Annotated in this window: 7 protein-coding genes; 2 read left to right on the forward strand and 5 right to left on the reverse strand. The window is 30.2% G+C overall.

The annotated features are described in order from the left end of the window. Positions 1-81: 81 nt before the first annotated feature. Positions 82-2,094, reverse strand: a complete 2,013-nt coding sequence (ligA, locus tag DYA59_RS06470) for an NAD-dependent DNA ligase LigA (protein ID WP_115270532.1) — start codon at positions 2,092-2,094, stop codon at positions 82-84. Positions 2,095-2,242: 148 nt separating this feature from the next. On the opposite strand from ligA, the gene DYA59_RS06475 reads away from it, so the two are divergent. After that, entirely contained in the window at positions 2,243-3,181 is a 939-nt protein-coding gene (locus DYA59_RS06475; protein WP_115270534.1) for a manganese-dependent inorganic pyrophosphatase, read from the forward strand. Positions 3,182-3,348: 167 nt separating this feature from the next. Here DYA59_RS06475 and galE read toward each other — a convergent pair whose 3' ends face one another. Genes galE through DYA59_RS06490 form a run of 3 tightly spaced genes read right to left on the reverse strand, consistent with a single transcriptional unit; the run spans position 3,349 to position 7,090 of the window. Further along, positions 3,349-4,338: a UDP-glucose 4-epimerase GalE gene (gene galE, locus DYA59_RS06480; RefSeq protein WP_115270536.1), complete on the reverse strand. Its 990-nt coding sequence runs from the start codon at positions 4,336-4,338 to the stop codon at positions 3,349-3,351. Between the two features lie 56 nt (positions 4,339-4,394). Further along, positions 4,395-5,915 carry a UDP-glucose--hexose-1-phosphate uridylyltransferase gene (gene galT, locus DYA59_RS06485; RefSeq protein WP_115270538.1) on the reverse strand — a complete coding sequence of 507 codons (1,521 nt, stop codon included), beginning with the start codon at positions 5,913-5,915 and terminating at the stop codon, positions 4,395-4,397. Further along, positions 5,915-7,090, reverse strand: a complete 1,176-nt coding sequence (locus tag DYA59_RS06490) for a galactokinase (protein ID WP_115270540.1) — start codon at positions 7,088-7,090, stop codon at positions 5,915-5,917. The genes galT and DYA59_RS06490 overlap by 1 nt, the downstream gene beginning before the upstream one ends. A 169-nt stretch (positions 7,091-7,259) precedes the next feature. Here DYA59_RS06490 and DYA59_RS06495 point away from each other — a divergent pair, with 169 nt between their 5' ends. Continuing rightward, positions 7,260-8,417: an ROK family protein gene (locus tag DYA59_RS06495; protein WP_115270542.1), complete on the forward strand. Its 1,158-nt coding sequence runs from the start codon at positions 7,260-7,262 to the stop codon at positions 8,415-8,417. Positions 8,418-8,504: 87 nt separating this feature from the next. Here DYA59_RS06495 and DYA59_RS06500 read toward each other — a convergent pair whose 3' ends face one another. Then, the gene (locus DYA59_RS06500) at positions 8,505-16,790 is read right to left on the reverse strand and encodes a two-partner secretion domain-containing protein (RefSeq protein ID WP_115270544.1); all 8,286 of its coding nucleotides are present in this window, start codon (positions 16,788-16,790) and stop codon (positions 8,505-8,507) included. Positions 16,791-17,082 lie beyond the last annotated feature (292 nt).

The following is a 17,082-nucleotide window of genomic DNA, read 5'->3' on the forward strand; positions in this document are numbered from 1 at the left end:
TCTTCAAATTTTTTAAAAAATACACTCCTTCAGACTATATGCTATCACAAAATAGTGTTTTAGTCAAATAAAGGTATAGTTTTAATTCTTCTTTCCGCATATCTTCATAAACTCTTCTTCAGATATTATTTTTATTGTTTTTAATTCTTGAGCTTTTTTTAACTTACTTCCAGCCTTTTCTCCCACTATTAAATAATCTAAATTTTTACTTACAGTAGAAAGATTTTTTCCTCCAAGTTTTTCTATCTCTTCTTTTATCTCATTTCTTGTAAAATTTTGTAATGTACCTGTAAATAAAAATGTTTTCCCTATAAATATTTTCTCTTGGACTGGTAACTCCTCTTTCTTCTCTTGAACAAAAGTAAGTCCATGTGCTTTTAATCCCTCTATAAGCTTTTTCTTCTCTTCATCTCTAAAGAAATCAAAGATAGCTTGTGCCATCTTATCTCCTATTCCCTCTATCTCCATTAGCTCTTCTACACTCATACTCATAAGTTTATCAATATTTTCACTTGAATCAGCTAGAAGTTTTGCTGAAGTTTTACCTACAAAAGGTATTCCTAAAGCACATAAAACTTTTGAATACTCTCTTGTTTTACTATTTTCAATAGCTGTAAGAAGATTATCCACACTTTTTTTACCCATTTTTTCTAGTTTTTCTAACTCTTCTCTATGTTTTTTTAACTCATATATATCTACAATATTCTTTATAAATCCAAGTCTTAACATATTCTCCACTATCTTGCTACCAAAACCAGCTATATTCATAGCATCACGAGATACAAAATAGATTAGTTCCCCTTCTATCTTACCCGGACAGCTTACATTTGGACACTTTATATCTACCTGTCCTTCTTCTCTTTCTACCTCTGTATTACATATTGGACAATGAGTAGGTTCTTTTATTACTATCTCATTTCCATCTCTTAACTCCTTTACAGACTTTACTACTTGAGGTATTATCTCTGCAGCTTTTTCTATAAATACACTATCCCCTATTCTGATATCTTTTCTTTCTATTTCTTGATAGTTATGTAAACTCGCTCTTTTTACTCTACTTCCTGATAACTCAACCTCTTCAAGTTCCGCTACTGGTGTAATCTTACCTGTTCTTCCTACTTGCCAAGTAACCCCTAATATTTTTGTTGTAACTTGTTTTGCCGGAAATTTAAAAGCTATTGCCCACCTAGGACTTTTAGTAGTATTTCCTAATTTCTCCCATAACTCTATATTGTCCACTTTTATTACCATTCCATCGGTTTCATAGTCTAAACTTTCTCTCTTTTCTCCCCAATATTGAATTCTTGATATGAGTTCAGAAGAGTTATTCAATACTTCACATACTCCAGTTGTCTTTATTCCAAGTTTAGCAAGATATTCTATACTTTCGCTATGAGTTTTCAATTCATAATTTTGAGCATCCACTAAAAAATAAAAATAAGCATCCAATCCTCTTTCTTTTATAATGCTTGAATCTAATTGTCTTAAAGTCCCAGCAGCCGCATTTCTTGGATTAGCAAAAACTTCCTCTCCATTTTCTAATCTTTTTTTATTTAATTCTTCAAATTTAGATAAAGGTAGTACTACCTCTCCTCTTATCTCCATACTTACTTTCTTTTTTAAAATTTTAGGAATAGATTCTATCTCTAGGATATTTTCTGTAACATCTTCTCCTACTGTTCCATCTCCTCTTGTTACGGCTCTTATAAGTTTCCCCTCTTCATATTGAATACTCAATGATAAACCATCTAATTTTAACTCTAAAGCATAAGTTAAATTTTTCTCTTCCGGTAAAAGTTTTTTTACTCTTTCTATAAATTCAGATATATCGGCTTCACTATATGAATTTGATAAACTTAACATAGGTTTTTTATGAGCAACCTTTTTAAATTTTGTTTCTTTAAGGCTTGTGGCTCCTACAACTTCTGTGAGAGAGTTTTTCTCTTTATACTCTGGATATTTTTTCTCTAACTCCTTTAATTCAGCTAACAACTTATCAAACTCTAAATCAGATATTAAACTTTCATTATTTGTATAATAATAATCACTGTATTTTTTTAATCTTTCTCTCAACTCTTTTATATATTTTTCCACAATATTTCTCCTTTTAATTAAATTTTACATCTAATTATAATATAATTTCTTCTGTTTTGTCTAAAGTTTTTTATAATTTGCCTATTCCTAAATTTTAAAAAAAATGATATGATATGTAAATAAATACATATTATTTTAAGGAGGACTTATGAAACAAATTCTTGTTTTTGGACACAAAAATCCAGATACTGATTCTATATGTTCAGCTATCTCATTTTCAGAGTTAAAAAATGCTCAAGGAGTAAATGCTATTCCTTGTAGATTAGGAAATGTTAGCAAAGAAACTCAATTTGCTTTAAATTATTTTGGAGCAGAAGCACCTTTATTTATAGAAAATGTAAATGCTGATGAAAATGGAAAAAAAGAGGTTATCTTAGTTGACCATAACGAAAGACAACAAACAGCTGATGGGATTGAAACAGCTAAAATATTAGAAATTGTAGATCATCATAAATTTGCTTTAACTACTGATGAACCATTAAAAATTACAGCAGATACTGTTGGATGTACTTGTACTTTAATATATAGACTATTCAAACAAGCTAGAATTACTCCATCAAAAAAAGCTGCTGGTCTTATGATGAGTGCTATAATATCTGATACATTATTATTTAAATCTCCTACTTGCACTCCAGAAGATGTAGAAGCTGTAAAAGAACTTTCTAAAATCTGTGGAGAGGAAAATTATGAAGATTACGGAATGAAATTATTAATAGAAGGAACTTCATTATCTGATAAAACGCCAGAAGAGATTATCACGATAGATATGAAAGAGTTTGATATGAATAATAAAAAAGTAGCAGTTGCTCAAGTTAATACTGTTGATGTAGCTGGACTTTTAACTACTCAAGCTAAATTAGAAGCTGCTATGGATTCTATGAGTAAAAAATCTAATTATGATTTATTTGTACTTATAATAACCGATATCATAAAAGCCGGTTCTTATGCATTAGCTGTTGGAAAATATCCAGAATTAGTTGAAAAGGCTTTCAACGTTAAATTAGAAAATAAAACAGCTTGGTTAGAGGGAGTAGTATCTAGAAAAAAACAAGTAGTTCCTTTCATGTTAACAGCTAGCCAAAACTAGTATTATATAATTAACTCTAAAAATAAAAAATAGCCAAATTTAGAGAGAATTTTTTAGTAAGGGTGTAAAAATCATAACAATTAGTTATTTTTAAGACTGAAAGCTAATACCTTCAGTCTTTTTTACACTCTTTTTTATTTGGCTATTTTTTATAAGCTAATTATAAATTAATCTTCATATCCATTTGGATGAGATTTATGCCAATTCCAAGCAGTTTCTATAATTTTTTCAAGTGAGTTATATTTAGGTTTCCAATTTAACTCTCTCATAGCTTTTTCAGAAGTAGCTACAAGTTTTGCAGGGTCTCCAGCTCTTCTAGGAGATACAACAGCAGGGATAGGGTGTCCAGTTACTTTTCTAGTAACTTCAATAACCTCTTTAACAGAGAATCCCTCTCCATTTCCTAAGTTAAATATTGCACTTTCTCCTCCATTGTAAAGTCTTTTTAGAGCAAGGATGTGAGCATCAGCTAAGTCCATTACATGGATATAGTCTCTGATACAAGTTCCGTCTGGAGTAGGATAGTCATCTCCATAGATTCCTATGCTCTCTCTTTTTCCAAGAGCAACTTGTAAAATTATAGGGATAAGATGGCTTTCTGGATTGTGGTCTTCTCCAATTTCTCCAGTAGGATGTGCTCCAGCAACATTAAAATATCTAAGTGCTGTGAATTTTATTCCATAAGCTACATCACACCATTTCATCATTTTTTCAACTGCTAATTTACTTTCTCCATATGGGTTAGTTGGGAAAGTTCTATCAGTTTCTAGTATAGGGATATTTTCTGGCTCTCCATAAGTTGCTGCTGTTGAAGAGAAAACTATATTTTTTATATTGTGTTTTCTCATAGCTTTTAATAAGCAAAGAGTTCCATAGAAGTTATTCTCAAAGTATTTTAATGGTTCTACCATACTTTCTCCAACAAGTGAGAAAGCAGCAAAGTCTATAACCCCTTCTATTTTGTTATCTGTAAAAACTTTATCTAAAAACTCTTCATCTCTTAAATCTCCAAGAACAAGTTTTGCCTTTTTATGAACAGCATCCACATGCCCTGTTATAAGGTTATCTAATACTACAACCTCTTCTCCACTATCTATTAAAGCTCTAGTTACATGGCTTCCTATGTAACCAGCTCCTCCACATACTAATACTGCCATTTTATAGCCTCCTTAAATTTTCATAGCAATTAGTTATCTATATCTAAGTAATTATTTTAAATACTATTTACATGGTCAACAAATCTTATTAAACCAGCTTGTCCTTTCTCATCTCTCTTATATACTCCAGCATCTTCAAGAACTCTTGAGAAAGTAATTCCTACTTCAGATTTTAATATATCATGAGCATTTTGAGAAGATATATTTTCATGTTTTTTCATAATATCTTTTACCCACTCTAAATGTTTTTCTACTTTATTATCATTTTTAATCTTATCTTCATAGTCAGGTTCAACTATATATTTACTTAAAATTTCTAACTCCTCTTTTAATCTTCCAGGTAATACAGCAAGTCCCATTACCTCAATAAGTCCTATATTTTCTTTTTTGATATTATGAACATCAGCATGAGGATGGAAGATTCCAAGTGGATGTTCTTCACTTGTTCTATTATTTCTAAGAACTAAATCTAGTTCAAAGTTTTCTCCTCTTCTTCTAGCTATTGGAGTAACTGTATTGTGCGGAGTATCATTAGTATAAGCAAATATTTCAAGTGATTCATCACTATACTCTCTCCAAGCTTTTAAAATTTTATCAGCTAGCTCTACAAGTTTTAATCTATCTTTCCCAGTAATTCTAATTACAGACATAGGCCATTTTACAATTCCAGCTGTAATATCTTCATAACCTTTAAAAGTAATATTTTTCTCTACCATAGCCTTAGCCATAGGAAATTCATGATGTCCACCTTGATAATGGTCATGACTTAGTATAGAACCTCCAACTATTGGTAAGTCTGCATTTGAACCTAAGAAGTAGTGAGGAAATTTCTCAGTAAAACTTGTAAGTCTATCAAGCGCTTCTTTAGTAATTTTCATAGGTCTATGTTCTCTAGAAAATACAATAGCATGTTCATTGTAATATACATACGGAGAATATTGAATAAACCAAGGCTCATTTGTTAGAGTTAGTGGAATAACTCTGTGATTTTGACGTGCAGGATGATTTATCCTACCAGAGTATCCCACGTTCTCATAACAAAGTAGGCATTTTGGGTATGAAGACTGAGGCATTAATCTCTCTTTTGCTATATCTCTAGGATCTTTTTCAGGTTTAGAAAGATTTACTGTTATTTCCATATTACCATATTCAGTAGCTGAATACCAGTGCATATTCTTTGCTATTCTATCAGCTCTGATATAGTTAGATTTTTGAGCAAAATCATAATAGAAATTAGTAGCTTCTTCTATTCCCTTTTCTTGAGAGATTTTTTCAAATTTTTCTATTATTTGGGTAGCAGTAGGAGTTAATTTTCCCATAATCTCTGTATCAAAAAGATCCCTCATAGTAACTGTATCCTCTATGATACCTTTTTCTACTGCATAATCACATATTCTATTTAAAATTTCTGTTGGATATTCAGGAATCTCTTCTTCTTTATATTCTACATTTTCCCAATCATCTAATTTTAAAAGATATAGTATTTCATTTCTAGCAATTATTTTATCATACTTTCCTATTAGTCCATTTTTTAATCCAAAGGTAAGTAAAAGTTTGATATCTTTAAATATACTCATTAAAACTCACCTAGCTTTCTGCTTCCATCTCCGATTTTAGCAACATAGAAATCAGCTACGAGTCCTGTTTTAGCTGTATATTTTTTCCCTACTGATTTAATGAAAGCATCTATATTTTCATCTTTAACTATACTTACTGTACAACCACCAAATCCAGCTCCAGTCATACGAGCTCCGATTACTCCTTCAGCTTCCCAAGCAGCTTCTACTAAAGAGTCAAGTTCAAATCCAGTAACTTCATAGTCATCTCTTAAAGAGATATGAGACCTATTCATAAGTTCTCCAAAAGCTTTGATATCTCCCTCTTTTAATTTTTGTACTGCCTCAACTGTTCTTGCGTTTTCAGTTACAGCATGAGTAGCTCTCTTTAATTGCTCCGCATCAGTTATAAAATGTTTTACTTCATTAAATTTTTCTACTGAAAGTTCTCCTAAATATTTAATATTTATTCCATTTTCATTTAAAACTTTTACAGCAGCCTCACAAGAAGCTCTTCTTTCATTATATTTTGAATCGGCAAGTCCTCTTTTTTTATTAGTATTAGCTATAACTACTGAAGCTCCATTTAAAGATATAGGAGCATATTGATAATTTAAAGAGTTACAATCAAGTAGAATAGCATTATCTTTTTTACCCATACCGATAGCAAATTGATCCATAATTCCACAATTTACTCCGATAAATTGATTTTCGGCTTTTTGAGATAGCTTTACCATCTCTATCATATCTATATTTAAGTTAAAAAACTCCTTTAAAATAACAGAGGTTAATAATTCTAATGATGCAGAAGAAGAAAGTCCAGCTCCATTTGGAATAGTTCCATTGATTAAGATATCAAATCCAGAATTAATATTGTATCCAGCATCTATAAAAGTTTTAATAACTCCTTTTGGATAATTAGCCCAACTATCCTCTCTTTTATTTTCTAATTTATCTAAAGTAAACTCTTTTATTCCCTCTTTCACAAAATTCATTGAGTACATTCTAAATTTATTGTCATTTCTTTTTACTGCAATTCCATAAGTACCAAAATCAAGAGCACATGGAAAAACAAAACCACCATTATAATCTGTATGTTCCCCAATAAGGTTTACTCTTCCTGGAGAGAAAAATACCTCCACTTTTCCACTATAATTAAAAATTCTCTCAAATTCTTTTATTAATTCTTGAATCATGTATAACCTCCGACTATCTTATTCTATTTACTACTAGTATATATTATTTTTGTATTTATTCAAGAATAAAAAAAGAAAAACTTCAAACTTTTTTTCAATACTAAAATAAGTTTGGAATTTTATCTTAAATAGAGTAAAATATATACATAAAGTATAGGAGGTATTATTTTTGGAAAAGGAAAATCTAAGATCAAAAATACTAGAGTTAATAAAAGAAAAAAATGGTATATCTAGAATAGATATATCTAGAGAGTTTAATATTACACCAGCAGCTGTTGGAAAAATAATTGGAGAATTTTTAGATAAAGAAATTATAATTGAAGAAAAAGAAGGAGAATCAACTGGTGGAAGAAAACCAGTACTTTTGAATATAAATCAAAATAAAATAGGCGTAATTCTTGGGATATATTTTGCTCCCACTTTTGTTCAAATTACTTGCGGAGATATTAATGGGAAAATAATTTCAACAAAAAGATATAGACTCGGTGATTTAGGTGGTAATATCATAAGAGAAACTGAAATCATAGTGGAGAAAGAATTATTAAAAAATCCTGAAATTAAAATAATATCTGTAGTTATGAACGGTCTAGTAGATAGTGACAAAGGAATATCAATTTTTTCACCACATTATAATACCAAAAATATCCATATCGTTGAAATGTTTCAAAAAAAGTTTAATAAAAAAGTATATATTGAAAATGATGTAAGAGCAATGGCTTTAACAGAGAAAATTTTTGGAGAATGCAAAAAAAATTATAATTTTGTAGTTCTTAATGTAGAAGAGGGTGTAGGTGGAAGTATTTATTTAAATAATATGCTATATCATGGGTATAAGTCTATGTCTGGTGAATTAGGTCACATAGTTGTAAAAAGAAATAGCTTAGAAAAATGTTCCTGTGGAAAAAGAGGCTGTTTAGAAACCGAAGTGTCTAATAGAGCTATTATAAAAAAAATAATAACGCAAATCAGAATAAATAATCAATATAGTTCTTTAAAAAAAATCTTAGATGAAGGAAAAAAACTTGAAATAAAAGATGTTTTAAAAGGAGTAAAAGAAAAAGATATGTTATCCTTATCAGTCACTGATGAAGCTGCACAATATATAGCTTATGCTATTGACATGATAATCTCTATAATCAACCCTGAAAAAATAATACTATATGGAGATTTTTTTCAAAATGAATATATATTTAGAAATCTCCTAAATAAGATAAGTAAAATTACTTTAGATGAACAAAACTACGAAATAAAAAGATCTAAATTTTATGAAAATATTTATGAAATAGCACCACTTGCTTTAGGTAACTATTTAATATTTAAAAAATAAAATATCTATTTCAATAAAAAAGGGGGAGTTTTTGCAACAAAGTTGCAACACTCCCTTTTTTAAAAATTAGGTTGGAAATCATATCTATTAAGGATTTACATCGTAACTACCTCTTTTATGTGGAGTTACTGCATTATATCCTTTTTTAACAGGTGCAATTCCAGAGAATGCTCCTCCTTTAGAGAAATAATCTTCTTGAACTTCTCTATTGTTATTTATATCATTAGGAATATCTGTAACATCTTTTTTCTCTCCATCTATAGCTACATCTCCCTTAACAATTACTGAATCAACTCCTATAGCAGAATTTACTTTCTCTTGTTTCTTTATTGTATCAGATATATATCCTGAAACTCCCATTTCTCCAATTTCTCCTATACCTGCAACAATATCCGCTCCAGCTGCATCAGTTCTAATGGTTTCAGATTTTAGATTTATATCTCCACCTACTTCAAGTGATCCTTTTCCAGTTTCACTTCCAAGTTTAGCGGCATCTAAATCAACATCTCCTCCAACTTTAGCAATAAAGTTTCCACCACTAGTTATTCCAGACTCATCTATTTTTTGCTGATCATTATATGTATGTCCCCCTCCAGCAGCAACAGAAAGCTGACCTCTAATAACAGTATTCGTAGTTAAATCTACTCCAGCTCTAAGAGAAGCTGTAGCGTAATAAGTATTTTTAGAACTTGTTGTTATATCACTCTTAATATTCAAATCCTTTCCTACTTCCAAATTAACATCTTTTTCAGCTGATAGATGTCCTCCATCAATATCAAGGCTTCCCTTAGTTTTAACAACTAAATTTCCACCTGATGATATATTGGAATTAACTGTCGAATTTGTATTATCTTTATTTACATCAACCCTAGTGTTTAATCCAATATGTCCTCCTACTCCTGCTCCGTATATCATATGAACACCAGCTCCTTGATGAAATCTTACATCCCCAGAACTAGAATAAGCATTTCTTGAACTCTCTTCCTTTGCAGAAGTAATTTTAATATCTCCACCAGCATTTAATGTTACATCATCAGTAGCTGATATATCAACTCCATTTAAACTCATATCCTTTTCTGTTGTAAAGTTAACATTTTTAGCAGTAATATTTGTAATATTTTCTTTCGAAGAAATTGAGGTATCATGTCCCATTTCATATCCAAGCATTGTTTGAACACCAGCTCCAAATAAATTAGCAAATAATAAATTTGTAGCAATTCCAACTCCTTGTGCTGCTCCCACTGCTGGATTTAAATCTCCTCCAGCTTCTACAGATTGGACAATTTTAGCTGCAGCATCAACAAAACTACTTTCAGCTCCAAAAAGTTCTTTAAGGTGTATATTAAATCCTGTTTTTTCTTCTTTAATAATATCCTCATATTTTGTAGATTTTAAATATTTTGAATTTACATTAAGTGTTCCTGCTGCTCCAAAATTTCCTCCCCCAATATCTACACTATTTCTAGCATTTATATTGATATTCTTTCCAGAAATATCACTTTCAGTCCAAGTTGTAGCTGTTTTGTCACTCCAATAATTCTCAACTTTTACCCCAGCTTGCAATACTACAATGGCATCAAGTATAACTCCACCATTTCCACTTGCAAAGTTTTGCCCTTTTGCATTTGTAGTAGTTACAGGTGCTGGCATTCCAAGTGCATCCCATGTTTCTTTGAAAGAAACACCATCAACCGGATAAATGGCACCTCCAAGTCCACCTTCACCTATTGCAAATACTCCAGCTCCAATAGAACGTACACTCTCTTTTGTCTCATTTTTACCAGCTTCAAATGTTACATTATTTCCTGCATCAAAATTAGCTTCTCCCTTTACCTCTACTTTTCCTCCAACTACTTTGATGTCATTTCCTGCACTTATATTTAAATCTCCATCACCAGTTATATTACTTCCTTTACTTAATGATGCTTCTTTACTTGTTTTTGTTGAACTACCTCCAAATACTTGATATACATCTTTTCTTGTACTTTCCTTTATCTCATCTCTTCCATCTATTATATTTACATCATGTTTTGCTGAAATATTAGTGCTTCCATTTGAATTAATATTACTTCCTTTTATTGTCGCATCATGTCCAGCTGATATATATACATCTCCATTTGTATTTATATTTGATCCATGTGATAATGATGCATTAAAATCTTTTGATCTATATTCTGATGTTAATAACCCTCTTACTGTATCTAAAGTTCTTCCTGAGCTTGAAATATGTACTACATCAGCTGAATCTTCTACAGTAACATTATCTTCTGCGCTTATACTTATTGTATTTGATTTACTTTTCTCTGCAATCTTTTCATCTACATCATTTGTTGATAAATCGCTTCCCTTTATATTTACATTTTTTCCACTAATATTAATATTTGAACCTTTAACTTCTGTTCCATTTGAAAGAGCACTACTTCCTGATTCATTAGAATATCCTTTATCACTATATTCATGCTTATATTCAGAAGAGACAGTGTATATATCTTCTATATTAACATCGCCACCAGCATTAATATAAATACTTCCAGCATCTCCTGCTATAACATCTTTAGAATCTTTAGCAAAAAGTTCTTTATAATAATTTATATCTTTTACTACTTCTACATTTTCAACTACTTCATTTCCATTACCTTGACTAACATCTTGAGTAGTTGTTGCCTCTTGTGTATCATTAGTTCTAACTTCATATCCTGAAGCTGTTAACGACCCACCTTTTATGTTAATATTACCAGTAGCATCTACTTGAATTCCATTATTAGCTTCTATACCTGCTTTATCAGAAATAATTTGATTTCCTTTTTCATCAATTCCTAATGTAGACTCTATGTTGACATCATTTCCACTAACAATTACATTATCACCTTTGAGGCTACCACCTATCATATTAATATTACCAGTAGCATCTACAGCAATATTTTTATCTGCGCTAATTCCTCCACTCATTCCACCAGAACTATTATTAGTAATATTTCCTGAAGATTTTATAATAACATTACCAGCAACATCAATATTTCCATTAGTATTACTAAATGATGTATTGTCACTTATAAAGTCTCCTCCAGCTTTTATAGTTGAAGTTCCACCATTACCCTGATTTTGCGCTATATCTATTCTACTATTTTTAGATAAATATAATTGTGGAGCTAAAACTTTTTGTCCGTTAACCTCTACCTCAACATACCATACTATATCATGCTCTAAGTTGTTAATTTGTTCTTGTGTTAAAGCTTTTCCGAGTTGAAGTCCAAGTGCAGTAGACACTTTTGCTGCATTATTAATAAGAGCTTGAATATCCTGTGCATTAATATCTTTTACATAACCAAGTCCTTTTTGAATCATATCTTTAATTAATAAATAATCGTAATATGCATCCCCTAGAACTGATGATGTTTTATTTTTATCATATCCTAATTGCTCAAAGAAATAATCAGAACCATAGAAATTATTAGGATCAATAAATTCTATATTAGTTTCAAATAAAGGCTCTCCAGGTTGTGGATCTCCTACTACAGGTTTAAACAATCCATTTTCACCAGTTGGAACATCTATAAAGATTATAGGATTTACAGTTCCTGATACAGCTATTGTTCCTGCTAAGTTTCCTGTTTCAGCAGTTATAGTCACTCCATCTATAGTTATACTTCCAGTTGCTAATTCTACATCATGAGGATATTTTATACCATTCACTTCTTTGATATCGTTTATATTTGCAATATTTACTCCTAAACTTCCTTCGATACCATCAACAACATTCTCTCCTATAGTGATATTTACGCTTTTGTTTCCTCCACTTTCTCCACCATTATTTACTAAACTTCCATCAGTGTGAGTAAAATTTCCTCCTGCTAATATTTGAGCATTTCCATTAGCTGCATAATATTTAAAATTAGCATCTAAATTCCATTTATCTTGAGAAATAGGTTTACTCTTATCTTTCCAATCGCTACCAAGAACACTTGAAAGTGCCTTATTAAGTAGTTCATTATCATTTAAAGCTAAAGCTCTATAATATGCTTCTCTTCCTTTTCCTAAGTATCCTTGAGTCAATGCATCATATAGACTTCCTTCAAAAGATACTCCAGAATTTCCATGCGCATTAGTTAAATAAAGTTTTGTTTGCCATGAAAGTTTAACTTTAATAAGTTTTAAAAGTTCTATTACATCAACTTCTTTATAAGATGTATTATTTTGAATATCCCCTTTTATAGTTATATCCTTAGCTGCTGCAATAGTACCAGATTCATTTAAAACTTTGGTTGTAGCTCCTGTATCACCAATTATATTTATATTTCCTGCAGCTTCTATTGTTGCTTTATCTGTTACTACGCTATTATTTTCAATAACTGGTACCCAAACCTCTGTAGTATCTAAGTGATAATTGAAAGTATCATCCCATCTTACTGTATGTTTTGAATTTTCGGTTCCTACAACATCATATTTGATATCAACTTTACTCTTATTAAGAAGAACATCTGTTTTAATACTTAAATCTTTACCACTACTTATAGTTCCAGCATCATTTATAATAGCTTTAGCTTTTAGACTCATATCTCCTTTGCTCATAATAAGAGAGTTTAATTTTAAATATATTTTTTCAAGAGCTTCTATAAGAAGATTTTGTCCAGCCCAAATAGTTGTACCTTCTTGATTTAAAACATTAGTAGCTTTTAAATTAACATCTTTATTTCCAACTATCATTCCTTCATTAACTATATCTCCAGAAGTTGATATAGTTATACTTCCAGGAGTTTGGAATTTTTTAACATTAATATCTCCAACAACATTTTCAAGAGTGATATCTCCATTACTTATCATAGTACCAGCAACAGTATTAGCGCTTGAATTAGCAAAACTACTACGGAATCCACTACTTAAATTTTGTCTTGAAGAATCAAGCGAAACTCTTGTACTTTCACCAGTCATTAATGTACCTGTATTATTTAATGATCCTGTCTTTACATCTATATTTTTAGCTGAAAGCTCTCCAGTATTTGTGAAAGATTTAGAATCTACTTTCAAATTATTTTCAGTCTGAACTTTACCAGCTAATGATACATCACTAGAAGAAGCTTCTATATCTATATTACCTTTAGCTTTTAACTCTTTCATTGATTGAGTTATTCCATTTCCCAAATTAGATATACTTAATTCTGAATTTGATTGGATAGAGTTAGTATTAGAGAAAGAATTATCAACGGTTATTGAAACTCCATTTCCAACAACTTCTCCACTATTTAAAAAGTTTTTAGATTTTAAACTTATTTTATCAGTTGAAGAAAGATCTCCGCTATTACTTATATCTTCAGATACATCAGTTACTATTTTACCATTAGCAATCAATTTTCCAGCATTTGTAAGAGATGATCCTCCTATATTTATATCTCCATTTACATTAATATTTCCGTTATTTAAAGTACTTCCATTAGCTACCTTTAATATTTCTCCAACTAATAGTTCTCCACTATTATTAACTCCTCCATTTATATTTAAGGATTTTCCTACAGATGCTGTAGCTCCTGATTTATTCGAGAAGTTTCCTGTCAGATTTAAGCCTCCTCCAGTTTCTAACTTACCAGAGTTTTCTAACTTAGATGAAGTAATATCTACATTACCTCCAACACTTAAATTGTGTGAATTAAAATCTCCAGATATATTTGCGCTTAAGTTCTCCTTAATTGTTAAATCTTTTGAACTAAAACTCTTACCCTTAACATCTAAGTTCTTTCCTACTGACATTACTCCATTATTTTTAATTGAATCTTCTGATTTTAAACTTACATCACCTTTAGTTATTACTATTCCATTATTTTCTAAAGTTGTTTTAGTTGTTATCGCTAAAGTTTCTCCTTCTATCACACCTAAATCAGAAAAAGCTGCTATCTTAGCTTTTAGCTCTGCTAATTCTTCCGCGCTTAAATTTTCTGAATTTAACTTTTGCAATAACTCTAAATACTCTTTTATTCTTTCTTCATTTCCATTAGAAACAAAACTATCACCACTGATTATAATTTTCTTCCCAGCAGTTATTCTTTGAGTATTCACTATTTTTCCAAGAGCTTCAATTAAAAGATTATCTCCAGCTTGTAATACCCCTGAATTAATAACGCTACCAGTTTCTAGAGTAAGATCTTTTTGTGAAGTAACAACTCCTTTATTTTCAAAAGACTCTTTTGTAGTTATTTTAACATTATCTCCAGATAATACTCCAAGCATTCCTGTTTTAGATAAGATATCTTTTAAATTATTTAATTTATTTTTAACCTCTTCTAATCCACTTAAAGTAGCTTTTAATTCTGCAAGTTGCGCTGGATCTTTTTCAGCTGCTATTTTCTTATTTAACTCTGATATAGAATTTTCTACTTTTGTTAACTCCTCCTCAGAATATTGATATAGAGCTCCTAAATATTTCTCTATCTCTTCTGAGCTTCCAGCATTGAGAAGTTCTTTAACATTTATAACTAAATCTTTTACAGCCGTTATATGTCCCGCATTTAAAAATTTACCTTGTACAGCTTGAATTAATATAGAATCTGCACCTAGTTTTCCTGTATTTGTTAGATTATTTGCGCTTATTAACTTAAGATCTTTTGTAGCTAATATCTCTCCATTATTAACTAATTCTCCAACAGTAGTAGTTAGAATAATATTTCCATCACTAGCAATAACTTTTCCATTTAAAGCATTTATAAGTTCTTGAGCAGTGATAGTTATATCTTTTGCTGATATATTTCCATAGTTTTCAAATTTTCCTTTTAAAACTTCAATTTTTAATTTTCCATTAGGATCTACTACCTCATTTAACTCTTTTTTATTTTCTCTAATCTCTCCTTTGTTAACAAAAGAAGAATTAGCTGTTAACTCAAGATCACTTCCTTTTAATAAAGCATTCTTTTCATTTAATAAGCTTTCAGCAGTAATAGTTAATTTTCCATCTGCAGAAATAATTCCTTTATTTACTAATTCTTTAGTAAATATTTCTACATCTTTACCTATTATTCCTGTACTTACCCATGTAATCTCTTCTGAAGAATAAACTTTTCCACTTTCAATATCTTTTACTTGAAGTGATCCATCACTATTTGATACTATTACTAACTTATTAGAATCAACTCCTGATACTGTAGGAATTAGTACTCCTTGTACATCTAACTTCTCTGAAAGCTTTAAAGTTATAGAATTTTTACTTATCAATCTAGCAGAAGTCTTATCTTGTAAAGTTAATCCTTTAGCAGAAATAACTATATTTCCTCCAGTAGATTGAACGGCTGATCTTATAGTTCCATTTCCTTCTAATTCAAGAGTAATATCATTCTCTGCTGAAATAGAATTAATTTGATCTTTTCCAGCAACTTTTATGATTCCACCTTTTGTTTCTAGATCTTTTCCTTTGAGTTTTACACCTTTCTTCGCGTTAAGTGTAGCTACTGAAATATTTCCATTAGCTTCAATCGCTATATCACCTTCACTGAATATAGCTCCTTCATGTTTTACTCCAAGTCCTTGATCAGTACTGATAAGTCTAATATTTCTTCCATACATAGCACCTAATCCAGTAGCATATATACCATACTTATCTTGTTTACTATCAGAAGAAGATTTTATAATAGGATTACTAAAATCTCCCTTCTTTAATTCAATTTTATTTTGTCCTGCGATTAAAGTAATATCAGGAGTTTTTTCTTCCTTTATAGCAGATATTTCGTTGTGTATCTCAATACTTCTTGCCAAAACATTGAAATAATCTCCACTAGTTCCAACTCCATTTAAAAGAACATTTCCTTTTTGTACATCAAAATTAATATTAGAGTCATCCTTTAGAACTTTACCAGTACTTAAAGTAACTCCATTAGTATTAATAAAGGTAGCTCCATTGACATTTATTCCATTTTCATTAGCAAGTATGAAATCAGCTCTTTTACCAAAAACTTCAATGGTTCCATCTATATTAGATACTTTATTTCCACTAACTTCATTCAAAATAGTAGTAGCACTACTATTTAAGTTAGGGTTTTTAGTTACATACCCACCAATTTGTGAGACTCCATGCTCAGTACTATTGTTAAATATAAGCCCATTCCCTGCACCGACACTTAAATCAGTAAATTTGTTGTGAGAAATCCCATTTTTATCAGGATTAACAATATTAACAACATCTGTTCCATTAGCAGAATTTCCTAAAGTTGGAGCATTGTTTCCCTGAACAGGAATAACAGTGTTTCTAGCTCTCAAATCTCTAGCTAAAATAACTTCTTCAGTAGTCCCCAATCCCCCAGTAATTAAGAAGCTAACGATTAGAGCTAGTGTAATACTCTTTCTTTTTTTAAGATTGTGTTTTAAAATTTTTTCTGACAGTTTAAAGTCTTTCATTTGATTAAATCACCTCATACCCAAATATCCCCTAAAACATCTTATCATATTCAGAAAAGTAGAAGGTACAACTATATTAATCCATATAACAGTATGGAGCAGTTGTACCTTCTAGTAAAGTCTTCTGTCAATAAGTAAAATAAATATTTGAAATCATACTAATTTTATCATACTTTATAAAAATTTTTTTTCTTTTTAAGAAATTAAAATAAAGTTTCATTTTAAGTTTTATATAAAAACATTAATGTTGATTTAAAGAATTTCACTAATCTTTTTTACCATCCTTTCTTTT

The organism is Fusobacterium necrogenes, from assembly GCF_900450765.1.
GTDB lineage: Bacteria > Fusobacteriota > Fusobacteriia > Fusobacteriales > Fusobacteriaceae > Fusobacterium_A > Fusobacterium_A necrogenes.

Excerpts from the sequence above, each read along its gene's own strand:
- DYA59_RS06475 (WP_115270534.1), top strand. The coding sequence starts at position 2,243 with ATGAAACAAATTCTTGTTTTTGGACACAAAAATCCAGATACTGATTCT.
- galE (WP_115270536.1), bottom strand. The coding sequence starts at position 4,338 with ATGGCAGTATTAGTATGTGGAGGAGCTGGTTACATAGGAAGCCATGTA.
- galT (WP_115270538.1), bottom strand. The coding sequence starts at position 5,915 with ATGAGTATATTTAAAGATATCAAACTTTTACTTACCTTTGGATTAAAA.
- DYA59_RS06490 (WP_115270540.1), bottom strand. The coding sequence starts at position 7,090 with ATGATTCAAGAATTAATAAAAGAATTTGAGAGAATTTTTAATTATAGT.
- DYA59_RS06500 (WP_115270544.1), bottom strand. The coding sequence starts at position 16,790 with ATGAAAGACTTTAAACTGTCAGAAAAAATTTTAAAACACAATCTTAAA.